Raw genomic sequence first — 21,123 nt, forward strand, 5'->3', positions numbered from 1 at the left:
CGCTATGCAAGAGCTTACAATTATTGAAAGGAAGCGTCTATTAGAGCAGATTGAAGATAATTTAGATAATTATTTCATTATAGGTGAAATTAAAAAGGTTTATGAGATCACTAGTTATGATGATTTAACTATTAACGATAACCAAAAAGCTTTAATTGATTTTTTGGTTTACCAAAATGTATATCCAATAGTCATAACATTTATATTATCTAAAAATATAAGTCAGGATAATGAGATGGTTGAAAAAATGGATTCAAGGAAAATTAAATATTCTATGAACTATTGCTCTGAGGATGAGAATTCTTTTTATTACTGCAATGCAAAAATAGAAAACGAAAAAGATTTAAGGTTTTTGATTAACGAAACGTACTGGATGCCTGCTCAAAATGGGTTCTATATCATTATCTTTAAAGATAAATTGAATTTCACTTTAAAAAAATATGGTAAGTGGCTGTTCTCTAGAACTCAATTTGTACCTTTAATTGATATGAGTATACCAACTTCTTTTATTAAAATAGATGGAGATGGACTTGGGTTTATTTTGTTTTCTAATGAAAAAAAATATGGATCTATCGAAGAATTAACAAAGAATTTACCTCAAAAATTTTACATAGATTACTTAAACGAAAAATGAATTATGAGGGCCTCAGTTTGAGCATGTTTTAACGCATAGTCGAGTTACATAGATACTATGAAAAATGATATGTATGATGAGGTTTGGGGGTCTACTCATGATGACTCTTTGTTAGAATTATATAAACTGATAATAGCGGGTTTATCGATGTGAGAAATACAGTCCGTAGAGTTGGAATAAGAGTAATTTTAGCCAGATCATATATCTTTGTATCATGATGTTCATTTATACAATCAAAATTATTAAAACCATTTAAAACTTGTGAAGCCACGTAGTTAAGCAGCACATATTCCATACAGAAGGTGAAAAAATGAAAGCTCAGGAAATATTAAGAGAAATTGAAAAGATATATTATTGGGATGCGCGCGTTTTAGGATTCGATTGCCGTTATTTTGGAGATGAAGTTTTACTAATAATCGAAGAAGAAAATGAAAATTATCACCATCAGATTGAATTTTTAGGTTGTATAAAAGTAGACATATCTGCTCCACTCGACGATCGAATAGTGCCTGTAAGAGAATTAAGCAGATTACAGCTCCCCTATTTCATGCATGATGTTAGTATAACAAGTTATGTACTTGAAGAAACAGAGGTATTTGTATGTAATTTGATTTTCCCTCCAGCAAGCGCTGAAATTCATTTCACTAAGATAAGAATCGGAAAGGAATATCACTGATAAATTTTACAATGTCTGAATTGCAATAGTCGACCAAGAGACAGTTAATATATATTTATTGAACTATCATGAAATGCAGTGATTACAGAAGAACATTACAATGCAATTCATAAAGATGAGTGAGGTGTATTATATGTCATACAAATCGATACAATCGCTTTTACCTGTTAAAGAAAAGGCAATCCTGCTGGATCAGGTCGAAGGATTGAATAGATATCTTTGTATTCTACCGAACGATGAGTTAGAAAGTCAGTTTGGAGATTTTGAAGAGTTCACAAACCAAGGCTTTACAGTTGTAGGTTATGAAGATGTGCTAGGAGATTTTGTAGGAGTGGAGTTAAAGAGTGGACAACTTTTGATTGTTAATCATGAAACCCTTCATGTAGAGGAAAGATTAAAATTAACATTTGATGAACTCATGAAAAAGGATATATCCCTTATTTGAACGATTGGTTTCATAAACTTTGTCTTATTATTCTCCCGAAAATCGGGAGAATTTTTCTTTGTCACAAATCCGCCATATGTAAACGATTACGATGTGAACACTCTGTCAATTCATGCATGACAGGATTGCCAACAGAGACTATACAGTTTATATTGTTAATGATTTCACATATTAGAACTTATACTTTCCTATTTAATAATTCAGAAAGAAGGGTTTGTGACATGGCATCAATGGAAATCCATGCACTCGAATCATTACGGAAAAAAGCACAGGCTTCCTCGCAAATGATTCATTATCGTCCAATGGAATACTTTTTACGGGCGATGTTAGCCGGGATATTTATCGGCTTTGCTTCAATCTTCACCTTGAAAGTCGTCAACGGGATGTATTTAGCGGAATCTCCGTTCACGACACTCATCGGGGGCTTCTCGTTCGGGATTGCGCTCGTCATGATCATCTATGGGGGAGCCGAGTTGTTCACGGGGAATACGATGTATTTCACAACGTCGACACTTCGCGGTTACACGACGCTCAGTGACACGATGCTCGTCTGGTTACTCTGTTTCGTCGGGAACGCACTCGGGGGAATCCTATTCGCCTTACTACTTGCACCGACTGGCGTCATCCAAGAACTCGGGATGAACAACTGGTTGTTCTCCGTTGTTGAAAGTAAAATGCATCATACGACGGTCGAAATTTTCTTCCGCGCCATCTTCTGTAACTGGATGGTCTGTCTCGCTATTTTCTTACCGAAACAAATGAAAAATGAGTTCGCTCAAATCTTCTCGATGATTTTCCTTGTCGCCGTCTTCTTCGCTTCAGGATTCGACCACGTCATCGCCAACTTCGTCTTGTTCGCCTTGACGCTCGTCGTCCCACACCCGGAGACGATCAGCATGGCAGGTGCGATTCATAACTTGATTCCTGCGACGTTCGGTAACATTATCGGTGGAGCGCTCTTCATGGGAGCCATCTATACATGGCTCAACTCGAAGGGTCTCCGTGAAGCACAAGAATTAGAAGAAGAAGTCGAATTAAAAGTTGTAAAAGCGGTTAAATAAATGATGTTTGTCACATATAACGTAGAGCCTTGTCTTACCGAAGACGAGGCTCTTTTTTATCGTATGACCACACGTAAACTGTCACAATATCGACTCGTGACCATCGAGAAAAATACATGCCATAATCTATATATAGGATTCTTAAAACGAATATGAATGTTTTGAATCCATATATAGTGAGGTGATGGGTTTTGAAATTACTGCAGTTGTATGAGGACGTCTGTGTCTTACCAGACCAAGACTTGGTACAAGAGAATGCGAACGTGGACGGCAAATCCCCGCTCGGGAAACTAGCACGACTCTCTTCAGAAGTGTCGAAAGAATTGTCGCAGACGTATTTGATGTCGGAGCGATCAAAACAGGCCGTCACTGATAACTTTTTATACGTGCACGATGCGGACTATTACATCACAGGATCGACGACATGTTGTCAAATTCCACTCGGTCAATTGTTGAAAGACGGCTTCCATACGGGACATGGGACGATCCGGTCGCCAAAGGACATTCGCTCTGCCATGGCACTCGCGTCGATCATCCTTCAAGCGAATCAAAACATGCAGCATGGGGGGCAGGCCTTCCCAATGTTTGACGTCGACTTGGCACCGTATGTCGAGAAGACATATGAGCGTCAACTGAGCCGACTCCAATCCTTACCCGTTGACTGGGAAGAAACGCAATTGGAGACACTCGCGGAAGAAGAGACGATTTCGGCGACGTATCAGGCGTGTGAGGCGTTCATCCACAATGCGAACTCGATGCACTCACGAGGTGGCGGGCAAGTGCCTTTCGTTTCGATCAATTATGGAACGGACACATCAAAGTGGGGACGTATCCTCATTCGAGAGCTACTTCGTGCCACGGAACGTGGGTTAGGGAACGGGGAGACTCCGATTTTTCCTATTCAAATCTTTAAAGTGAAGGAAGGAATCAACTTTCGGGAGGACGATCCGAACGTCGATCTTTTCCGTGAAGCGTGTCGGGTCACAGGAAAACGGCTATTTCCGAATTTTTCCTTCATCGATGCCCCGTTCAATGCCGCTTACTATGATGGGACGCATGCATCTGAAGTGGCATATATGGGTTGCCGCACTCGGGTCATGGGAAACCGACACGGAGAAGAGACGTCGATCGGTCGTGGCAATCTTTCCTTTTCCACACTCAACTTGGTGAAGATGGCACTTGTCTCGGAGTCGCTCTCGGATTTTTACAGCATTCTCAACCGATATGTCGACATCGGGATCGAACAGTTGGTCGAGCGTTTCGAATATCAATGTACGCGTCGCGCTGAAGAATTTCGTTTCCTCTACACACAAGGTGTCTGGCGTGGAAGTGAGCAGTTACATATTCATGATGAAGTCCGAGACGTATTGAAACAAGGAACGCTTTCACTCGGTTTCATCGGACTCGCTGAAACGTTGAAGGTGTTGACGGGAGGTACACATGCTGAGTCGCGTGAAGCGGAGCGACTCGGTCTTGACATCGTCACGCATTTGGCCAATCGCATGCGTGCGGCAGCCGAAACGTACGACTTGAACTTTTCGTTGCTCGCGACACCGGCAGAAGGATTGTCAGGTAAATTTGTGACGCGAGACCAGGAAACGTTTGGGATGATTGAAGGTGTCACGAATCGTGCCTTTTATACAAATTCATTCCACGTGCCGGTCTATCAGTCTGTATCGATTCGTGAGAAAATCCGAATCGAGGCACCGTATCACGCATTGTGTGACGCGGGACATATTTCATATGTCGAAGTCGATGGGTCACTTGCCCACAATGCGGAAGCGGTGGAATCGATTGTCCGCTTGATGCGTCAGCATGATATCGGCTACGGTTCCATCAATCATCCGGTCGATCGTTGCGGAAATTGTGGATTAGAAGGATTAATTGATGATGCCTGTCCGACGTGTGGCGAGGATACAAACATCGAACGAATCCGCCGCATCACCGGTTATTTGGTCGGGACGATGGACCGTTGGAATACGGCGAAACGAGAAGAAGAGCGGGCGAGGGTGAAACATGATGCGCATTCTATCCGTCGTTGAAGAATCCGTCGTCGATGGACCGGGGATTCGGACGGTCATCTTTACTGCCGGCTGTCCGCATCACTGTAAAGGGTGTCACAACCCTTCCTCATGGAATCCAGCCGGAGGTGAGGAAGTCGAAGTAGAGGAACTTGTTCAACGCGTCAAACTCAGTGGTTGGGACGGCGTGACCATCTCAGGTGGCGAACCGTTTCTTCAATCGTCAGCGTTAGCAAAACTCGTCACGGCATGTAAGTCGCTCGGTAAAAATGTGTGGGTGTATACGGGTTATACGCTCGAACAGTTGGAAGCGATGCACGACGAAGCGATTCAAACCGTGTTAGACTACGCAGATGTCCTCGTCGACGGTCGTTACGAGCAGTCATTACGAGACATGGGACTTCGCTTTCGGGGATCGAGTAATCAACGGATCATCTTTTTGAATAAAGTGTAATCGAGGCAGAGATGTCTCGATTTTTTGTATAATGATGAAAAGGGGGAGTTTTAATGAAATGGTGTAGTTTTGAGATGCAAGAAGAGCAACGAGTGGGGATCGTCGAAGGTGATTTCGTCTTTGATGTCAGCAATCAAGTACATACGACAAACTTATTAGAAGTGATCGCCCGTGAGTTTGAACCGGATATCGATTTGGACGTGGCGCCATCATACCGAGTGGCGGAGGTGAAATTACTCGCCCCGTACCGTCCATTGAAAAATGTGATTTGTATCGGCAAGAACTACGAAGAACACGTGAAAGAGATGGATACAGCGGGAGCGGGGAAACTCGTCATCTTCACGAAAGCGCCGACCTCGGTCGTCGGTCCGGACGCGGTCATTGAGCGCCATCCGGAATTGACGGAAAAACTTGACTATGAAGGTGAGCTCGCCGTCATCATCGGCAAGTCGGGACGAGACATCGAAGCGGTCGAGGAGCACATTTTCGGTTACACCATTCTAAACGATGTGACGGCTCGAGACGTGCAAAAAGAACATGTCCAATTCTTCCGTGGTAAGTCGTTCGATACGTTTTGTCCGATGGGACCGTTCGTCGTCACACCGGACGAGCTCCAGTTCCCTCTCCAAATCAAAACAAGTGTTAACGGGGAGACGCGTCAAGATGGGACGACAGCCGATATGATTCGTCCGATTGATGAACTCATTCGTACGCTGTCGAAAGGCATGACGCTCGAAGCGGGCGACATCATCGCGACGGGTACACCGGCCGGAGTTGGGCACGGGATGACGCCACCGACGTATCTACAAACGGGAGACACGGTCGAAGTGACGATTGAAGGTCTCGGTACGTTAAGAAATGTGATTGTCTGAATGAAATAACGTAAAATGTGAAGAATCTTGTAATTCATTTATCATTTTATAAATGAGTGTTCCTCTTCGTTATAGTAAGGGTAGAAGATAACACAGAGGAGATGAATCATTATGGATCGTCACGATCAATCAAATGAACACGATCAATTACATGAATCAGAGCAACAAAAAGATTGGTTAGATACAGAACTCGGTTCATCTAACCGAGAAGAGACAATGGTACGAACAGAAACAAAACCGTCATTCGTCAGCCGCATGTTCCCGGGACTTGTCGGTGGGGTCATCGGGGCGTTGTTGACGGGCGCAATCGCATATCCGTTCATCGACCAACCGGCTACGAGTGTAAGCGACACGAACGTGACCTCGCAAGGGACTCCGGTCCAGACGTCATCGAACGTATCCGATTCTTCAGTCACGAATGCCGTCGCAACCGCTCAACCTGCAGTCGTCACCGTGAACAACTTCGCCCAAACTGGCTTCTCGAGTGAGGCGGTCGAGGCTGGAGTCGGGTCAGGTGTCATCTATAAAAAAGAAGGTGACTCGGCCTATATCGCGACGAACCATCACGTTGTCAACGGGGCAGACAAGCTGACGGTCACGTTTAATGACGGAACGACAGCGGAAGCGACGCTCATGGGAAGTGACGCGACGTATGACTTGGCCGTCTTGAAAGTGGACGCTGACAAAGTACCGGCCGTCATCTCAATCGGCAAATCGAGCGAGTTAAAACCGGGTCAAACGGTCATCGCCATCGGGAATCCGCTCGGACAATTCGAGAACTCCGTGACACGCGGTGTCGTCTCATCGACGTCACGTCTCGTGCCGGTCGATACGGATGAGAACGGACAGGCCGACTTCAACGCTGAGGTCATTCAAACGGATGCGGCCATCAACCCAGGTAACTCGGGTGGTGCGTTAATCAACGAAGAAGGACAACTCGTCGGAATCAACTCGATGAAGATTGCGACGGCAGAAGTCGAGGGAGTCGGATTCTCGATCCCAGTCGACATCGCCCTTCCGCTCATCAATCAAATCGAACAGACGGGAGAGGTGAATCATCCGTCACTCGGCGTATCGCTACGTGACGTATCAGAGTTCCCTCCAGGTTACTTGACGGAACAAATCAACTTGCCTGAATCGGTGACGGCGGGAACAATCATTGTGGAAGTGCAGCAAAACAGTTCGGCTGCGAAAGCAGGTCTTGAGGCGCGTGACGTCATCGTGAAAATCAACGACAAAGACGTTAGTTCCTTCATTGACCTCCGCAGTGAATTGATTCGCGATACGGATGGAACGGTCGACATCGAATATGTCCGTGACGGAAAAACGGAAACGGTTCAAGTCGAGATTCAAAACGCAAACGGTTCTGCATTGTAAAAGGTGGGCAATATGCCTGCCTTTTTTGCTATGCTTATACAAAAGGAGGATGAGATATGGTACGAAACTTATATGGGGTGCTACTATTCGGGGCAGGGATTTTACATTTTGTTAAAGAAAAGGCGTTCATGTCGATTATTCCGAAGTCGTGGCCGTTCCGTCGACTGATGGTGCAACTGAGCGGAGTCGTTGAAGTCGTCTTCGGGGCGATGCTTTTACTCAACAAGGGGACATCGTTCGTGAAACGGACGCTACCGGCATTCTTTATCGCCGTCTTCCCGGCAAATATCAACATGGCCGTCAAGCCATCTAGAATCGGTGGGAAGGTCATTCCGAAATGGATTACATGGGGACGGCTCCCGCTTCAATGGGTTTTGATCAAAGGTGTCAAAAAAATATAAAGGTGTGGAGATACATATGACAAGCGTATTGAAATGGTTTGAACATTTTCATGCACATCCAGAAGTCAGTTGGAAAGAGGTTGAGACGACGCGTACGATTGCCTCGATTTTATCAGACTGGTCGATTTCCTATCGGACGTTCGAGGATGTGACCGGGGTGATCGCGGAGATTGGGTCGGGTGAAGACGTGATTGCGGTCCGCGCCGATATCGATGCGTTATGGCAACAAGTGGACGGTACGTTTCGTGCGAACCATTCATGCGGGCACGACGCGAACATCAGTATGGTGCTCGGTGCGCTCGAACAGTTGAAGGACGAGGCGTTACAGAAGCGAATCCGTTTCATCTTCCAACCTGCCGAAGAGCAAGGGAATGGTTCGCTCGCCATGATCGAACGAGGGGCGTTAGAAGACGTGACGCAACTGTTCGGAATCCATTTACGTCCACAAGAAGAGTTGAAAAGGGGACAATATGCGGCGGCGATTCAACATGGTGCTGCCTTCTTCTTAAAGGGAGCGGTCATTGGGGATGATGCGCATGGTGCGAGACCGCATCAAGGACAAAACGCACTCGATGTCATCTTCACGATTCAACACATGCTTAAAAGCATTTATTTGTCACCGTTTGAGCCGCACTCCGTCAAGTTGACGAAAGTCCACGCCGGGAGTGACAACATGAACATCATTCCAGGAAATGCGACGTTCTCGATTGACGTCCGTGCCCAACAAAATGAAGAATTGCTCGAACTGCGCAATCGTGTCGAAGACATGTTACTCCAGGTCGGTCAGCTTCATCGTGTGAAACTTGAATGGGAGTGGCAAGACTTTACACCGGGAGCCGTCGTTGGGGAAGAGTCAAGTCAGATTGCGAAGCAGGCGATCGAGCAACGCTTTGGTGAGTCGGCTCTCGTTGAACGGATCGTCACGTCAGGTAGCGATGATTTTCATTTTTATACCGTCGAGAAACCGATGCTAGATGCGACGATGATTGGAATCGGGGCTGATTTGGGTCCAGGACTCCATCATCCTCATATGACGTTTGACCGTGACGCCTTAAATGACGGGGCACTCCTGCTCGCGGATGCGCTCCGGATTGCAGCAACATAAATCAAGATGGGTGGGATAGACAGATGTCTGTCCACTCATTTTTTTATTGCATCCACTTCTTGTAAGCGCTATCATAACGTTATTAGCGACAATATAACGACAATTCTGAATTTTCGCTATAGGGGAGGAAGTTAGATGGAAACAACGGGGAACAAGCAAGACATGAAGTTAGGGTGGGCGCTCATGCCACTCGGGGTGATGATCGTCGTCATGCTCATCTCGATCGTTAAGCTCGGTCAAGGTCCACACATTCCGCTCATCGTCGGAACGGCAGTCGCTTCAATCGTCGCCTGGCGTCACGGGTTCAAGTGGAAAGAGATTGAAGAGATGATGTATAAAGGGATTCGTCTCGCCTTACCGGCAGTCGTCATCATCATTTTGGTCGGGTTGACGATTGGGGCATGGATCGGTGGAGGAATTGTTGCCACGATGATCTATTTCGGACTGAAGATCATCTCACCGGCATACTTTTTGTTAACGATTTGTCTCATCTGTGCCGTCGTCGCGCTCTCGATTGGGAGTTCATGGTCGACGATGGGTACGATTGGAGTAGCGGGGATGGGCATCGGGCTGAGTATGGGGATACCGGCGCCGATGGTAGCGGGGGCTGTCATCTCAGGAGCTTACTTCGGGGATAAGATGTCGCCTTTGTCAGACACGACAAACTTGGCGGCAGGATTAACTCATACGAATTTATTCGTACATATTCGGCACATGCTCTATACGACAATTCCAGGACTCATCATTGCACTCGGGGTATACGCTTGGCTCGGTAGACGATTTGCAGATTCTTCGACAGACTCGTCTGAAATCAAACAGACATTGACGATTTTAGAGGACAGTTTTGTCATCTCACCATGGTTACTCCTCGTTCCACTCGCCGTCATTTTGCTCGTCGCAAAGAAGGTGCCAGCGATTCCGGCGCTCGTCGTCGGGATTGCACTGGGCTTCTTGGCTCAAGTGTTCATTCAAGGCGGAACGCTTGCAGACAGCGTAGGCGCTCTTCAAAGTGGCTATGTCATTGATACGGGTAATGAACTGGTCGATAACCTCTTCAGCCGAGGTGGTCTTGATGCGATGATGTACACGGTCTCGATGACCATCGTCGCGATGACGTTCGGTGGGATTTTAGAATATTCGGGGATGCTGCAATCCATTATGAACCAAATTTTGAAGTTGGCGAAAACGGCAGGTTCATTGATCGCTTCAACGATTTTAGCAGGAGTTGCGACGAATGCGACGTGCTCGGAGCAGTATATCTCAATCGTCGTCCCGTCACGCATGTTTGCTGGAGCGTATGAAAAAATGGGACTGCAGTCGAAAAACTTATCTCGTGCCCTCGAGGATGGAGGGACGTTGACATCCGTGTTTATCCCGTGGAACACGTGTGGGGTATTCATCCTCGGCACACTCGGGGTCGGAGCTTTCGAATATGCACCGTATGCCGTCTTGAACTTCATTGTACCGGTCATTTCGATTGTATATGCCTTCACGGGATATACGATTGAGCGCATGGCGGTCATCCAACAGGAGGAACCTGTTGCGGAACAAGCGGCTCAATAAAACGATTCCCGGTCGTCAATCGACTGGGAATTGAAATTTATAGACGGTGCGCGGACGACCTTGGCTGTAGCTCATCTCTTCGCCAATCGGATGAACGAGTTTTGCATCAACCAATTTTTTGATGAGTCGCTCTGTCGTGCGACGTGTCACGTTTAAATGGTCGGTCAGCTCTTTCGCTGTAAACTCGAGATGGTCCGTTGAAAAATGAATGAGCTTTTCGATATTGGTCGGGCTCATACCCGTCTGTTTCATCATGTCATAGACACGCGTTTGCGTGACGCGGAAATGAATCGGTGCCGGTTGGTCGGTGAACGTCATTCGTTTTGAATCGTCGACGATGCGTATAGCGGCATTGTTTGTCGTATGAAGGGCAAGTTCGGCATGCTCAATGGCGCGTTGATAATCGGAACCATACCCGATCCCTACATGACCAGAAATGTTCTCTGCCAAGATGGAACCGTTTGACATGGCGGAGTCAATCTTTCCTTTACTCGATAATAGGACGATACCGTCTTGAGTGGTCTCCATCAATTTACCACCGAAATAATGATGTGTTGTCACATGGTTGAGCGTATCTTCACTGGCATCCGAGTAGAAGAGCACGGCGAGTTGGGACTGGTCTGATTTGTTCAATCGAATCTGTTGAATAAAATCATGGAAGTGGTGGAGAATTCTCTCTTCTGGCTCAATCATGAGTTGACTAGCAAAACCATTTTCCACTAAGTGTCGATGAACTCGCTCGACACTCGTCAAGGCGAATCGAGTCGTCCCATTTCGTTGAAGTTGCTCATGAAACGAAAGCAACTCTTCGAAATTCATATACGGACTAACTTCTTTCACTTGCGGTGGCGACATGTGGCTTGGAAACGATGCTAAAATTGATTCAAGTCGTGACGCATCAACGAGATCGATGGAGAGCTCTTCGATTCGGAGCTGTTGTTTCAATGTCACGTATAAAAGTGACGTCAATAACACGACATCATCTTGAACGACGTGATGGGCAAATGGACGGTTCGCTTCCTCCATCGCATACGTATAAGGGAATGAACCGGAGAAGAACACTCCGTCAAAAAATAGGAGTTTTGTAGCGATGTCTTTCGCTTCTCGCGGGTCATCATAAGGAAATCCCTCGATTCGAACATTGGATAAAGAAGAACCGTTCCGTACCTGTTGTATAAACGATGGTGAGCCGACAACGGCGATATGGATGGACATTGAAAATCCCCCTTGCAATTTAGCGACTATATAACGACAATATAGAGGAAAGAGCAGTTGAAGTAAAGGAGTGATGAACGTGAATATTCAAAAAATAGAAATTTTCTCGGTTCGCTTTCCATTAAAGGTACCATTCATCGTCAGTTATCACCGTTATGATGATATGCCATCTGTCATCGTCAAAATGACGACCGCATGTGGACTTGTCGGATATGGAGAAGCCGTGGCGGATGAGCATGTGACGGGTGAGTCCGCTGAGAGCACGGTCAGCGTCCTCCGTCATCTATTGGCTCCGCTCCTAATCGGAAAAAATCCGATGCATTTAGAGCATATTCATGACGAGATGGACCGTGCGATTCGTGGTGTTCCGGCTGCCAAAGCAGCACTCGATATCGCCTGTCATGATGTGATCGGGAAAAAGCTGAATCAACCCATCTACGAATGGATTGGCGGTCGGTACCATGAGTCATTCCCAGTCACGCACGTCTTGAGTATCGGAGAGCCGAACCATATGGCACAAGAGGCACTCGAACAAATGAAACGAGGCTATACGGCAGTGAAGATGAAGGTCGGAGTCGATGTGCAAACGGATGTGGCGCGTGTCAAGGCGGTACGGGAAGCGGTAGGAAATGACGTGCCGATTCGAGTCGATGTTAACCAAGGGTGGGTCAACGCGGCCAATACGGTTCAAGCCATGCGTCTACTCGAACCGTATGGCATCGATTGGGTCGAACAACCGGTCAAGGCGGATGATTTTGAAGGCATTCTCGAAGTGAAACAAAAAATTTCCGTCCCGCTCATGATGGATGAAGGGCTAAAAGACGTTCACGATATGAGACGCTTGACGATGATGCAAGCAGCCCATAAAGCGAACATAAAGCTCATGAAATGTGGTGGCATCTATCCGGCGAAAAAGTTGGTCCATATGGCGGAGATGTCCGGAATCGAATGCCAGATCGGTTCCATGGTCGAATCCTCCATTGCATCGAGTGCAGGATTCCATGTCGCTTTCTCGAGTAAAATCGTGAAGACGGTCGAGTTGACGGGTCCGCTCCGGTTCGGGAAAGATGTCGGAAACTTATCATATGATTTACCAATCATCTCGCTGAACGATCGTTCGGGACTCGGTATTGACGTCGATGAGGACGTGTTGCGTGAATTGACGACGGAATCTTACGTGGTTGGAGATGAGTCGCATGTGGCAAGGTGAGATCAAAGACCTTTCACTTCATGTATGCGTCCTAGGCTTGTCGGATTTACCGGAACTGTTAGCCGTTCAAGATACGGTCATTCAGGCGTTGGCTGAACCGGAGCACTATCAATCGTTATCGGTTGAAGAGTTCACGAAACTGTTGACGGATCAGACGTTGATTGGGGCAAAATCAAATGGTCGGATTATCGCGTTCCGAGCGATGCTCATCCCACCGATCGATGCGGAACATCTAGGGCGGGATATCGGTTGGCCGGAGGATTCGCTTGAACGTGTCCTGTATCAGGAAGTGACGAACGTCCATCCAGACTTCCGTGGATATGGACTACAGACACATTTAGGAAAACTGTTGATGGCACAAGTGGAATCGGATGATCGATTCGATGTCGTCTGCGCGACGGTCGCACCGTTCAATATTCCAAGCATGAAAGACAAGTTTACGCTCGGACTCCGAATCGGGGCGTTGAAAGAAAAGTATGGCGGGAAACTCAGATATATCTTTTATAAAGAGCTTCATCGTTCATGGCATCCCACATCAGAAGTGATGGATCTGCCGATGAAGGAACGGATGAAACAAGTTGAGTTACTCCAAACTGGTTGGATCGGGACGGGCATGATGAAACAAGGGGAACAGTGGATTGTTCGATATGAGAAGTAAAAATCCTCGTCAAGCTGACGAGGATTTTGATTATTCGAGAACGAAGAGTACATCATTCGCGAATTTCTCATACGTACGGTCACTTGGGTGGAACTGGTCGGTCGCTAAATCTCTTGATAAGTCAGAGATGTAGGCGAACGGGTCGATCACATCGATATTCTGCGCATTCGCCAATTGTTTCGCTGATGCGTTCCAATCGAGGATGAGCTGATTGAATGCTTGTCCATTCTCATCATTTTGAAACGGATTGTATAGACCGATATACACGATGGTTGCCGAATCGTTGAGTGAACGAATTTCAGTGAAAATCGTTTCTAAATTCGTCTTCGCATCCGTGACCACTTGTTGAATATCGACGGATTCGAAGTTATCGACGTTTTCCCCACGGTTGAACAAATCGTTTCCACCGATGGTCAACGTGATATATCGTGCGTTCTCGATGGTCCGACGCACTTCAGGTTGCTCGAGTTGTGTGAGTAAATCTTCTGTTCGTGCCCCAGACACGGCAAGGTTTTGCGTACGTACGCCTTCTTCTTCAAGAGCAGCGCTGACAGGCTGTACATATCCTGCGCCTGATGTTGACCCCACACCGCGTGTCAACGAATCGCCTAATGCGACGTACACGTCTCCTTCTGGCACGGGACGTTCATCTTCGGAGACGGAAAGTGTTCGCTCCGGCGGATTGACGATATCTTGATAGCCGATCCATAGACCGTAGACGGCGATTCCCGTTAAAAGAACGGCGCCACTTAAAAATGCATACCATTTCGACTGTTTCATGGGCTGACCTCGCTTTCTATATAAACATCATATCAAATATAAATGGATGTGCCCTATGTGAATGTTCGAATAGGACAGATTCGCTTTTGTCCGATAGAATAAAGAATGAGGTGAGACAATGGAACCGACGTTAAAGCTACATCAACTAACGAAAGTGATTGGGAAAAAGACGATTATCGATAATATTTCGTTAGACGTCTATCCGGGTGAGGTCTTCGGATTTTTAGGACCAAACGGCGCCGGGAAGACGACGACGATTCGAATGATTGTTGGCTTGATTAAACCGACGAAAGGAAATGTATCGATTTGTGGGTATCGTGTCGACAAACAATTCGTCCAAGCGATGAATCAAATCGGCGCAATCGTCGAGAATCCAGAGCTGTATAAGTTTCTATCCGGACGTGAGAACTTAGAAGCGTTCGCACGCATGTTACCTGGCGTCGATGATAAGCGAATCCAGGAAGTCATTGACCTCGTCGATTTGACTGCTCGAATCGATGATAAAGTGAAGACGTACTCTCTCGGGATGCGTCAGCGGCTCGGGATTGCCCAAGCGTTATTAAACAATCCACGGGTGCTCATCTTGGATGAGCCGACGAACGGGCTCGATCCGATGGGGATTCGGGATTTACGACTTTTCATCCGTCGTCTCGTAGAAGAAACGGGGCTGAGTGTTCTCGTGTCGAGCCACATCCTAGCCGAGATTGAGCTATTAGCGGACCGAGTCGCCATCATGTCGCGAGGCAAGATTGTCAAGGTGGGGACGGTCCATGCTTTGATTGAAGAACTCGCGTCAACGGTCGACTTACATGTGACGAATAGCTTCGAAGTATTGCCGATCGTTCAAGGGTATGAAGGAATCGACCAAGCGGACGTGGTGGACGAACGAACGATTCGTATTTCCATGAACGTGGAAGAGACGGCGAAGTTGAATCGCTATTTGATGGAAAGAGATGTCGAGGTGTTCGGACTCGAGCGCCGTGTCCAAACGTTAGAGGACCTCTTCATCACGTTGACAGGCGGTGATCACATTGCCTAATCCATCGATGCTCGGTCTCATTCGTAATGAAGTGCTCAAGATTCATCGGAAGCGCAGATTGATGGTCGTCTCCATCATCCTGATCGTGCTTGTTTCGATGTTCACGTATGCGAACTATCGTCAAATCGAGAAACAACGCGAAGAACAAGGAACGATTGATTGGCGTGTCGATCTCCAGCAAGAGATCATCGATACACAAAACCGACTCGCCTCCGCGAACGTCCAAGACGAGTTTCGGCAGATTCTTGAGTTCCAAGTCCAACAGAATCAGTATTATCTTGATAATGATATCAATCCGAATTATCCGGGAGCTCCGACGTTTATGCGCGTCTTCTTCTCCCAAGGGACTACGCTTGTCCTACCGCTGTTCATTATTGTATTGATGGCAGATATCGTGAGCGGAGAACATAACGATGGAACGATCAAGACGTTGTTATCGCGACCGGTCCGGCGATATAAGATCTTGCTCGCCAAATGGCTGACGACACTCCTCTATACATCGATCTTAATTTTTGTGACCGCCGTCGTCAGTTACGCCATATCCGGAATCGTTCTCGGCTGGGACGGATGGAATGCTCCGATTTTGACCGGTTTCCAAGCTTCGCCGACCGGAACCTTCTCGACCGACTTTGTGCATACGTTGCCGATGTGGGAGTACCTGCTTATGTCGATGGGTCTTTCATGGCTCGTCGTGGCTGCGGTCGGGACAATTTCTCTCATGATTTCTGTTTTGGTGAAAAATACGGCGACTGGAATCGGAATCATGATGGCTGTCCTCATCTCTGGGCCATTATTGACATCGCTCGGTTCAAACTGGGATAGCTCGAAATACCTGGTGAACGTCAACTTCGGTCTTCATACCTATTTGGAAGGGCAGGCTCCTCCGATTGATGGGATGACGTTACCGTTTTCGTTACTCGTCATTCTCATTTGGTCGATGGCCGCCTTGGCGTATGCGTTTTACCACTTTACCCAAAAAGATGTGTATTAATTATTCGTGCTCCTTTCCTAAGGAGCACGAATTTTTTTTGGATAAAATTAGGTCGTAAATAGAATGAATGGTTCTAAATACTCAATATTATGAATTATCAAAATAATTAAAAAGATGGATACAGCCTTTGTGGGAAAGTGTGTAAAGTAAGAATCATCACAAAGGAGGTAAACACATGAAAAAAGTTGTTTCTACATCATTAATCGCAGGCGTCTTGCTCGTCCCACAATTGGTCGGTGCGGCAGAATTGAAGTCAGGCACTCTGACGAAACCATCAGAGAGTGCGCCGACAACGATTGTAAAAGAGTACGTCAAATCAAAAGGTGAGTTCAAGACGATCGAGTCGAAGTCAGACAAAGTCGGGAAAGTGGTTAAACTCCAACAGACAGTTGATGGCGTGCCAGTATTCGGTGGTGTGGTAGTCGGTGTCGTAGATGAAGCGGGTCAATTGAAGACAGTCGTGGATGATGCGAAATCGGTCAAGAACCTACATAAGTCGATCAAGTTAACTGAAAAGAAAGCCATCGCGAGTTACAAAAAGCTTGTCGGTCATAAAGGGGCCTACGAGCTCGAACCGGAAGCAGAATTGATTGTCTATCCAAAAGGTGACAAGTCGGTCTATGCATATCAAGTGACCGGAACGATCCTTGAAGCGGAAGAGCCATCACGTTGGACATACTTCATCGATGCGGGAACGGGTGAGGTACTCAATAAATTCGACCAGTTGGCTCACGCGAGACCGACGAACGGTGTGACGGGTACTACCTATACGGGAACGGGAATCGATGTGCTCGGCTACAGCCAAACGTTCAAGACAACGAAAAGCGGATCTTACTATTATCTCCAAGATTCAACGCGTGGAAAGGGAATCTATACGTACGATGCGAAAAACCGTACGACACTCCCAGGTTCGCTATGGGCTGACGTGGATAACGTCTTGAACACGACTTACGACCGTGCCGCTGTCTCTGCACACGTCAACGCGACAAAGACATATGATTTCTACAAAAACACTTACGGACGGAACAGCTATGACAACGCCGGAGCTGCATTAAACTCTACGGTTCACTATAGCCGCAGCTACAACAATGCGTTCTGGGATGGAAGTAAGATGGTATACGGAGACGGAGACGGTCAAACGTTCACGTATCTTTCAGGTGCACTTGACGTAGTCGCTCACGAATTGACTCACGCGATCACGGAGTACACGGCAGGACTGATCTATCAAAACGAGTCTGGGGCGATCAACGAAGCAGTATCGGATATCCTAGGTACAGTGGCGGAATATAGCGTCGGCACTAACTTCGACTGGTTGGTAGGGGAAGACATCTACACACCAGGTGTAGCGGGCGACGGACTTCGTTCGATGGCGAACCCGGCTGCATACGGTGACCCAGATCACTACTCGAAACGTTACACAGGCACACAAGATAATGGTGGGGTTCACATCAACTCAGGTATCGTCAACAAAGCGGCATACCTCTTAGGTAATGGTGGATCACACTACGGCGTATCGGTACAAGGTGTAGGAGTCATGGCGATGGGGGATATCTACTACCGTGCCCTCAACGTTTACTTGACACCAACATCTAACTTCTCAAGCCTTCGTCAAGCGGTCGTGCAATCTGCGAAAGACCTTTACGGTGCGACAAGTCCACAAGCGGTATCAGCTGCGAAATCATTTGACGCTGTCGGAATCTACTAAGTTCTCAACATCTCTTCCGAAATTTTCGGAAGGGATTTTCTTATGCAGTTTTTGGGTAAATCAAGGTTGAACGTCGAGCGAAAAGGAGAACGAGTATGAACATGAAGGATTTTATTGTGTCACCGAACAGCAAGATTCAATTAGATGATTATCCGACGACTGTTTCAGACAAACCGAAGGATGAGACGTTGACGACTGAACTCATTCCGAACAGTGTTGAGCGATTGAAAGAACTACATTGGCGATTGTATGCCGAGAGTAAGAAAGGGATTATCGTCGTCTTGCAGGCGCTTGATGCGGGTGGGAAAGACGAAGCGATCAGCTATATCTTTTCAAATTTGAACGCCCAAGGACTGAAGACGAATGCGTTTCAAAAACCTTCCGATACGGAGAAAAAGCACGACTATCTGTGGCGAATGCATGATTTGTTACCTGAAAGAGGTCAGGTCGGAATTTTAAACCGATCCCATTACGAAGAGGTCATTGCGCCTCGTGTCCATGACTTGTTGGGGGACGAAGTACTTCCGGAAGAAATGGACCAGGAAGAGGTCTGGCAGATGCGCTATCGTCAAATCAACGATTATGAACGCTATTTACAAGAAAACGGATTCGAAGTCATCAAGTTCTTTTTCAATGTATCTAAGGATAAACAACGAGATCGCTTGCTTGAACGGTTAAAGGATCCGAAAAAGAATTGGGAATTCTCCTTCAGTGACGTCGAAGAGCGACAGCATTGGGAAGAATATCAAGAAATCTTTGCCGAGATGTTGTCGCACACATCAACAGAAGTTTCACCGTGGTATGTGTTGCCGGCAGATGATGAGTGGTACAGTCGTTTTGTCATTTCGTCAGTCATGATTGATGTGCTTGAACGGATTGATCCACAGTATCCGACTTTCACGGATGAGGAACAAGAACGAATCGACGAGGCCATCCAAACCCTTGAGAACGAGTAAGGCGTGGCGTTCTCGTGAACACGTAAAAATCCCCTTGCACTGAAAGCGAATTCAAGCTAAAGTGATACAGTAGAACAAAGGTCAGACATCTGTACAAAGGGGTAATGAGTGTGGGTAATGTAAGTTTATTATTCGGTGGCGTCGCACTGTTTTTAAATAGTCTCGTTCTTCTCGGGAAAGTGGATAGCAAGAGCGCAGGGTTCTTTAGTTTGTTTACGGGACTCTTACAAACGTTTATCGCCACATGGTTATTGATTGGGGCGAGTCCAGAAGAGCAGTTCGGTTTTGCGAGCATCTATCTATTTGCGTTCACTTATTTATATGTAGGGGTAACGTTTATTTTGAATTTAGACGGCCGTGGCGTAGGCTGGTTCTCGCTATTCGTTTCGATTGCAGCCGCTTTTTATGGCGCAATGGCGATTGCAGGAAGTGATCCGATGGGAGCGTTGACGTGGTTCTTCTGGTCATTCCTTTGGGCGTTGTTCTTCTTTGGAATGGGACTCGAAAAACCGAATGAGGCCATCACAGCACGTGTCGCCCTCGTATTATCATGGTTGACGCTGATTGTCCCGGCGATGGCTGGGATGGCTGGACTGATGAACGGATGGTATGACATGGTTTGGTGGGCGGCGAGCGGTACGGCAATCCTGTACTTCATCGTTTCTGTCAAGCGTACGAAACAAGCAGTGGAAGTTGTATAAGTAAAAAATGAGGTAACTTAGTGAGATTATTTCGCACTTGGTTATCTCATTTTTTTAGATTATGCATGAAACTTCTATTCAAAATCATTAATAGTTTGACTGAATAATTGATCTCTCATTGCATCTCTATTGAAGTCCCCATCCACTCCATACGAGTAATACAGCAGATCATACTCATCATCCTTAGTATCTTTTACATAGAACGCATACTTTATATGAGGTTCATCAGAGAATTGTAATTCATATATATAACCGAATTTTGTTAAAGAAGATGATGCAATCTCGTATTCTTCACTTTCAACTTGTGAGTTTTTCTCAAGAGTGGATATCAAGTAATCTTCTCTTATTATTTTTTCGTATGACACATACATCATAAAGGAACCGACAATGATGGAAATAAAAATAAGAAAAGTGTAAAATATTTTATTCTTCATATGTAAATAATACCTCCATTTTCATATTTTTTTTAAAGGTATTATATAATAAAATTTGAAAAAATAATGAACGTCAACGAATCAAATTCAACTTAAATACAATATGACGGGTGTGAATCTATTGATGACGTTAAAGACATTGAAAGAGAGATTGATTCATAATCGATTAGAAGTGCAGCGGGAAGAAGGCTATGTGGAAACAGAACTGTTTACGTTTCAGCCACCTGCTACTAAGGACGATTTGGCTAGATTACCGCATCGTTCACCATCTCAAATGATTGATTTTTTAACTTTACATAACGGCGCACAGCTATTTGTCCATCCCACATATGGTGGAAGGATTCAACTGTTTAGTGTGGAAGAAATCAACGAGTATCAAGAAATATGGGAGTGCCCTGAACAATTCATTCCCGTCGGAGCCGGGAGAGATGGGGAATGGATTGTTTGCGAGGTCGTCAATGAACATGAAAACTACATTTGGGTTGGAGAATTTTTGACTTACACAGATGACACCGAAAAACTTCCGATGGATTATACACGCTGGTTCGACTATTTGATTGTCGCCCAAGGCGCTCATTTTTGGGATTGGTTCAGAGGTTAATAGATGACGATTGAATATTTGTTTTGAATGATGATGATGATGATGATGGAATGCGCACTTTTTGTTGAGTGTGCTTTTTTACAGTTGCTTTTGTGTCTAAAATGTGAAAAGTGGGAATGAGGAAGCTAAAGGAGGCGAAAGCAGATGAGTGATGGTCTCGTGTTATTACTCGGATTACTTTTATGTGGTTGGATGCTGTTTGCCGTCGTATTTGATGATAGAAT

General features: G+C 46.1%; 22 protein-coding genes. 19 read left to right on the plus strand and 3 right to left on the minus strand.

Annotation, left to right across the window (positions count from 1 at the left end; all coding sequences use genetic code 11):
- Positions 1-4: 4 nt before the first annotated feature.
- From EAT1B_RS00545 to nhaC, 11 genes are all read left to right on the plus strand, one after another.
- A complete protein-coding gene (locus EAT1B_RS00545) occupies positions 5-634 on the plus strand; it encodes a hypothetical protein (RefSeq protein ID WP_012726161.1) in 630 nt (209 codons plus the stop codon).
- Positions 635-944: 310 nt separating this feature from the next.
- Complete coding sequence (locus EAT1B_RS00550) at positions 945-1,310, plus strand: hypothetical protein (RefSeq protein ID WP_012726162.1); 366 nt, start codon at positions 945-947, stop codon at positions 1,308-1,310.
- A gap of 133 nt (positions 1,311-1,443) precedes the next feature.
- Entirely contained in the window at positions 1,444-1,755 is a 312-nt protein-coding gene (locus EAT1B_RS00555; RefSeq protein WP_012726163.1) for a hypothetical protein, read from the plus strand.
- Between the two features lie 230 nt (positions 1,756-1,985).
- A complete protein-coding gene (locus EAT1B_RS00560; protein ID WP_041918029.1) occupies positions 1,986-2,816 on the plus strand; it encodes a formate/nitrite transporter family protein in 831 nt (276 codons plus the stop codon).
- A gap of 191 nt (positions 2,817-3,007) precedes the next feature.
- Positions 3,008-4,858: an anaerobic ribonucleoside triphosphate reductase gene (locus tag EAT1B_RS00565; protein ID WP_012726165.1), complete on the plus strand. Its 1,851-nt coding sequence runs from the start codon at positions 3,008-3,010 to the stop codon at positions 4,856-4,858.
- Complete coding sequence (gene nrdG, locus EAT1B_RS00570) at positions 4,836-5,291, plus strand: anaerobic ribonucleoside-triphosphate reductase activating protein (RefSeq protein ID WP_031423886.1); 456 nt, start codon at positions 4,836-4,838, stop codon at positions 5,289-5,291. The genes EAT1B_RS00565 and nrdG overlap by 23 nt, the downstream gene beginning before the upstream one ends.
- Positions 5,292-5,344: 53 nt before the next feature.
- Positions 5,345-6,163: a fumarylacetoacetate hydrolase family protein gene (locus EAT1B_RS00575; protein ID WP_012726167.1), complete on the plus strand. Its 819-nt coding sequence runs from the start codon at positions 5,345-5,347 to the stop codon at positions 6,161-6,163.
- A 111-nt stretch (positions 6,164-6,274) separates the two neighbouring features.
- Positions 6,275-7,540 carry a S1C family serine protease gene (locus EAT1B_RS00580; RefSeq protein ID WP_012726168.1) on the plus strand — a complete coding sequence of 422 codons (1,266 nt, stop codon included), beginning with the start codon at positions 6,275-6,277 and terminating at the stop codon, positions 7,538-7,540.
- A gap of 56 nt (positions 7,541-7,596) precedes the next feature.
- Positions 7,597-7,941 (plus strand): hypothetical protein, encoded by a 345-nt coding sequence (locus EAT1B_RS00585; protein WP_012726169.1) that lies wholly within the window; start codon positions 7,597-7,599, stop codon positions 7,939-7,941.
- 16 nt (positions 7,942-7,957) lie between these two features.
- Positions 7,958-9,046: an amidohydrolase gene (locus tag EAT1B_RS00590; RefSeq protein WP_012726170.1), complete on the plus strand. Its 1,089-nt coding sequence runs from the start codon at positions 7,958-7,960 to the stop codon at positions 9,044-9,046.
- A 162-nt stretch (positions 9,047-9,208) separates the two neighbouring features.
- Positions 9,209-10,609, plus strand: coding sequence for a Na+/H+ antiporter NhaC (gene nhaC, locus EAT1B_RS00595; RefSeq protein ID WP_371149668.1), 1,401 nt, complete (start codon positions 9,209-9,211; stop codon positions 10,607-10,609).
- Positions 10,610-10,624: 15 nt separating this feature from the next.
- Here nhaC and EAT1B_RS00600 read toward each other — a convergent pair whose 3' ends face one another.
- Entirely contained in the window at positions 10,625-11,824 is a 1,200-nt protein-coding gene (locus tag EAT1B_RS00600) for a hypothetical protein (RefSeq protein WP_012726172.1), read from the minus strand.
- Positions 11,825-11,903: 79 nt separating this feature from the next.
- Between EAT1B_RS00600 and EAT1B_RS00605 the strand changes: the two genes are divergently transcribed.
- The gene (locus tag EAT1B_RS00605; protein ID WP_012726173.1) at positions 11,904-13,034 is read left to right on the plus strand and encodes a mandelate racemase/muconate lactonizing enzyme family protein; all 1,131 of its coding nucleotides are present in this window, start codon (positions 11,904-11,906) and stop codon (positions 13,032-13,034) included.
- Positions 13,021-13,692 carry a hypothetical protein gene (locus tag EAT1B_RS00610; RefSeq protein WP_012726174.1) on the plus strand — a complete coding sequence of 224 codons (672 nt, stop codon included), beginning with the start codon at positions 13,021-13,023 and terminating at the stop codon, positions 13,690-13,692. The genes EAT1B_RS00605 and EAT1B_RS00610 overlap by 14 nt, the downstream gene beginning before the upstream one ends.
- Positions 13,693-13,722: 30 nt before the next feature.
- Here the strand turns inward: EAT1B_RS00610 and EAT1B_RS00615 are convergent, their stop codons facing one another.
- On the minus strand, positions 13,723-14,472 hold the full coding sequence (locus EAT1B_RS00615) for a GDSL-type esterase/lipase family protein (protein ID WP_012726175.1): 750 nt from the start codon (positions 14,470-14,472) through the stop codon (positions 13,723-13,725).
- A gap of 118 nt (positions 14,473-14,590) precedes the next feature.
- Between EAT1B_RS00615 and EAT1B_RS00620 the strand changes: the two genes are divergently transcribed.
- The 5 genes from EAT1B_RS00620 (at position 14,591) to EAT1B_RS00640 (ending at position 19,864) form a co-directional block, all read left to right on the plus strand.
- On the plus strand, positions 14,591-15,511 hold the full coding sequence (locus EAT1B_RS00620; RefSeq protein ID WP_012726176.1) for an ABC transporter ATP-binding protein: 921 nt from the start codon (positions 14,591-14,593) through the stop codon (positions 15,509-15,511).
- Positions 15,504-16,502: an ABC transporter permease gene (locus EAT1B_RS00625; RefSeq protein WP_012726177.1), complete on the plus strand. Its 999-nt coding sequence runs from the start codon at positions 15,504-15,506 to the stop codon at positions 16,500-16,502. The genes EAT1B_RS00620 and EAT1B_RS00625 overlap by 8 nt, the downstream gene beginning before the upstream one ends.
- 175 nt (positions 16,503-16,677) lie before the next feature.
- On the plus strand, positions 16,678-18,207 hold the full coding sequence (locus EAT1B_RS00630) for a M4 family metallopeptidase (RefSeq protein ID WP_012726178.1): 1,530 nt from the start codon (positions 16,678-16,680) through the stop codon (positions 18,205-18,207).
- 95 nt (positions 18,208-18,302) lie between these two features.
- Positions 18,303-19,163 (plus strand): PPK2 family polyphosphate kinase, encoded by an 861-nt coding sequence (locus tag EAT1B_RS00635; RefSeq protein ID WP_012726179.1) that lies wholly within the window; start codon positions 18,303-18,305, stop codon positions 19,161-19,163.
- Between the two features lie 104 nt (positions 19,164-19,267).
- Positions 19,268-19,864 carry an AmiS/UreI family transporter gene (locus tag EAT1B_RS00640; protein WP_237708254.1) on the plus strand — a complete coding sequence of 199 codons (597 nt, stop codon included), beginning with the start codon at positions 19,268-19,270 and terminating at the stop codon, positions 19,862-19,864.
- A 74-nt stretch (positions 19,865-19,938) separates the two neighbouring features.
- Here the strand turns inward: EAT1B_RS00640 and EAT1B_RS00645 are convergent, their stop codons facing one another.
- Positions 19,939-20,298 (minus strand): hypothetical protein, encoded by a 360-nt coding sequence (locus EAT1B_RS00645; protein ID WP_012726181.1) that lies wholly within the window; start codon positions 20,296-20,298, stop codon positions 19,939-19,941.
- Between the two features lie 124 nt (positions 20,299-20,422).
- Between EAT1B_RS00645 and EAT1B_RS00650 the strand changes: the two genes are divergently transcribed.
- Complete coding sequence (locus EAT1B_RS00650; protein WP_237708255.1) at positions 20,423-20,899, plus strand: SMI1/KNR4 family protein; 477 nt, start codon at positions 20,423-20,425, stop codon at positions 20,897-20,899.
- Positions 20,900-21,123: the final 224 nt, after the last annotated feature.

The organism is Exiguobacterium sp. AT1b, assembly GCF_000023045.1.
In the GTDB taxonomy this organism is placed as follows: domain Bacteria; phylum Bacillota; class Bacilli; order Exiguobacteriales; family Exiguobacteriaceae; genus Exiguobacterium.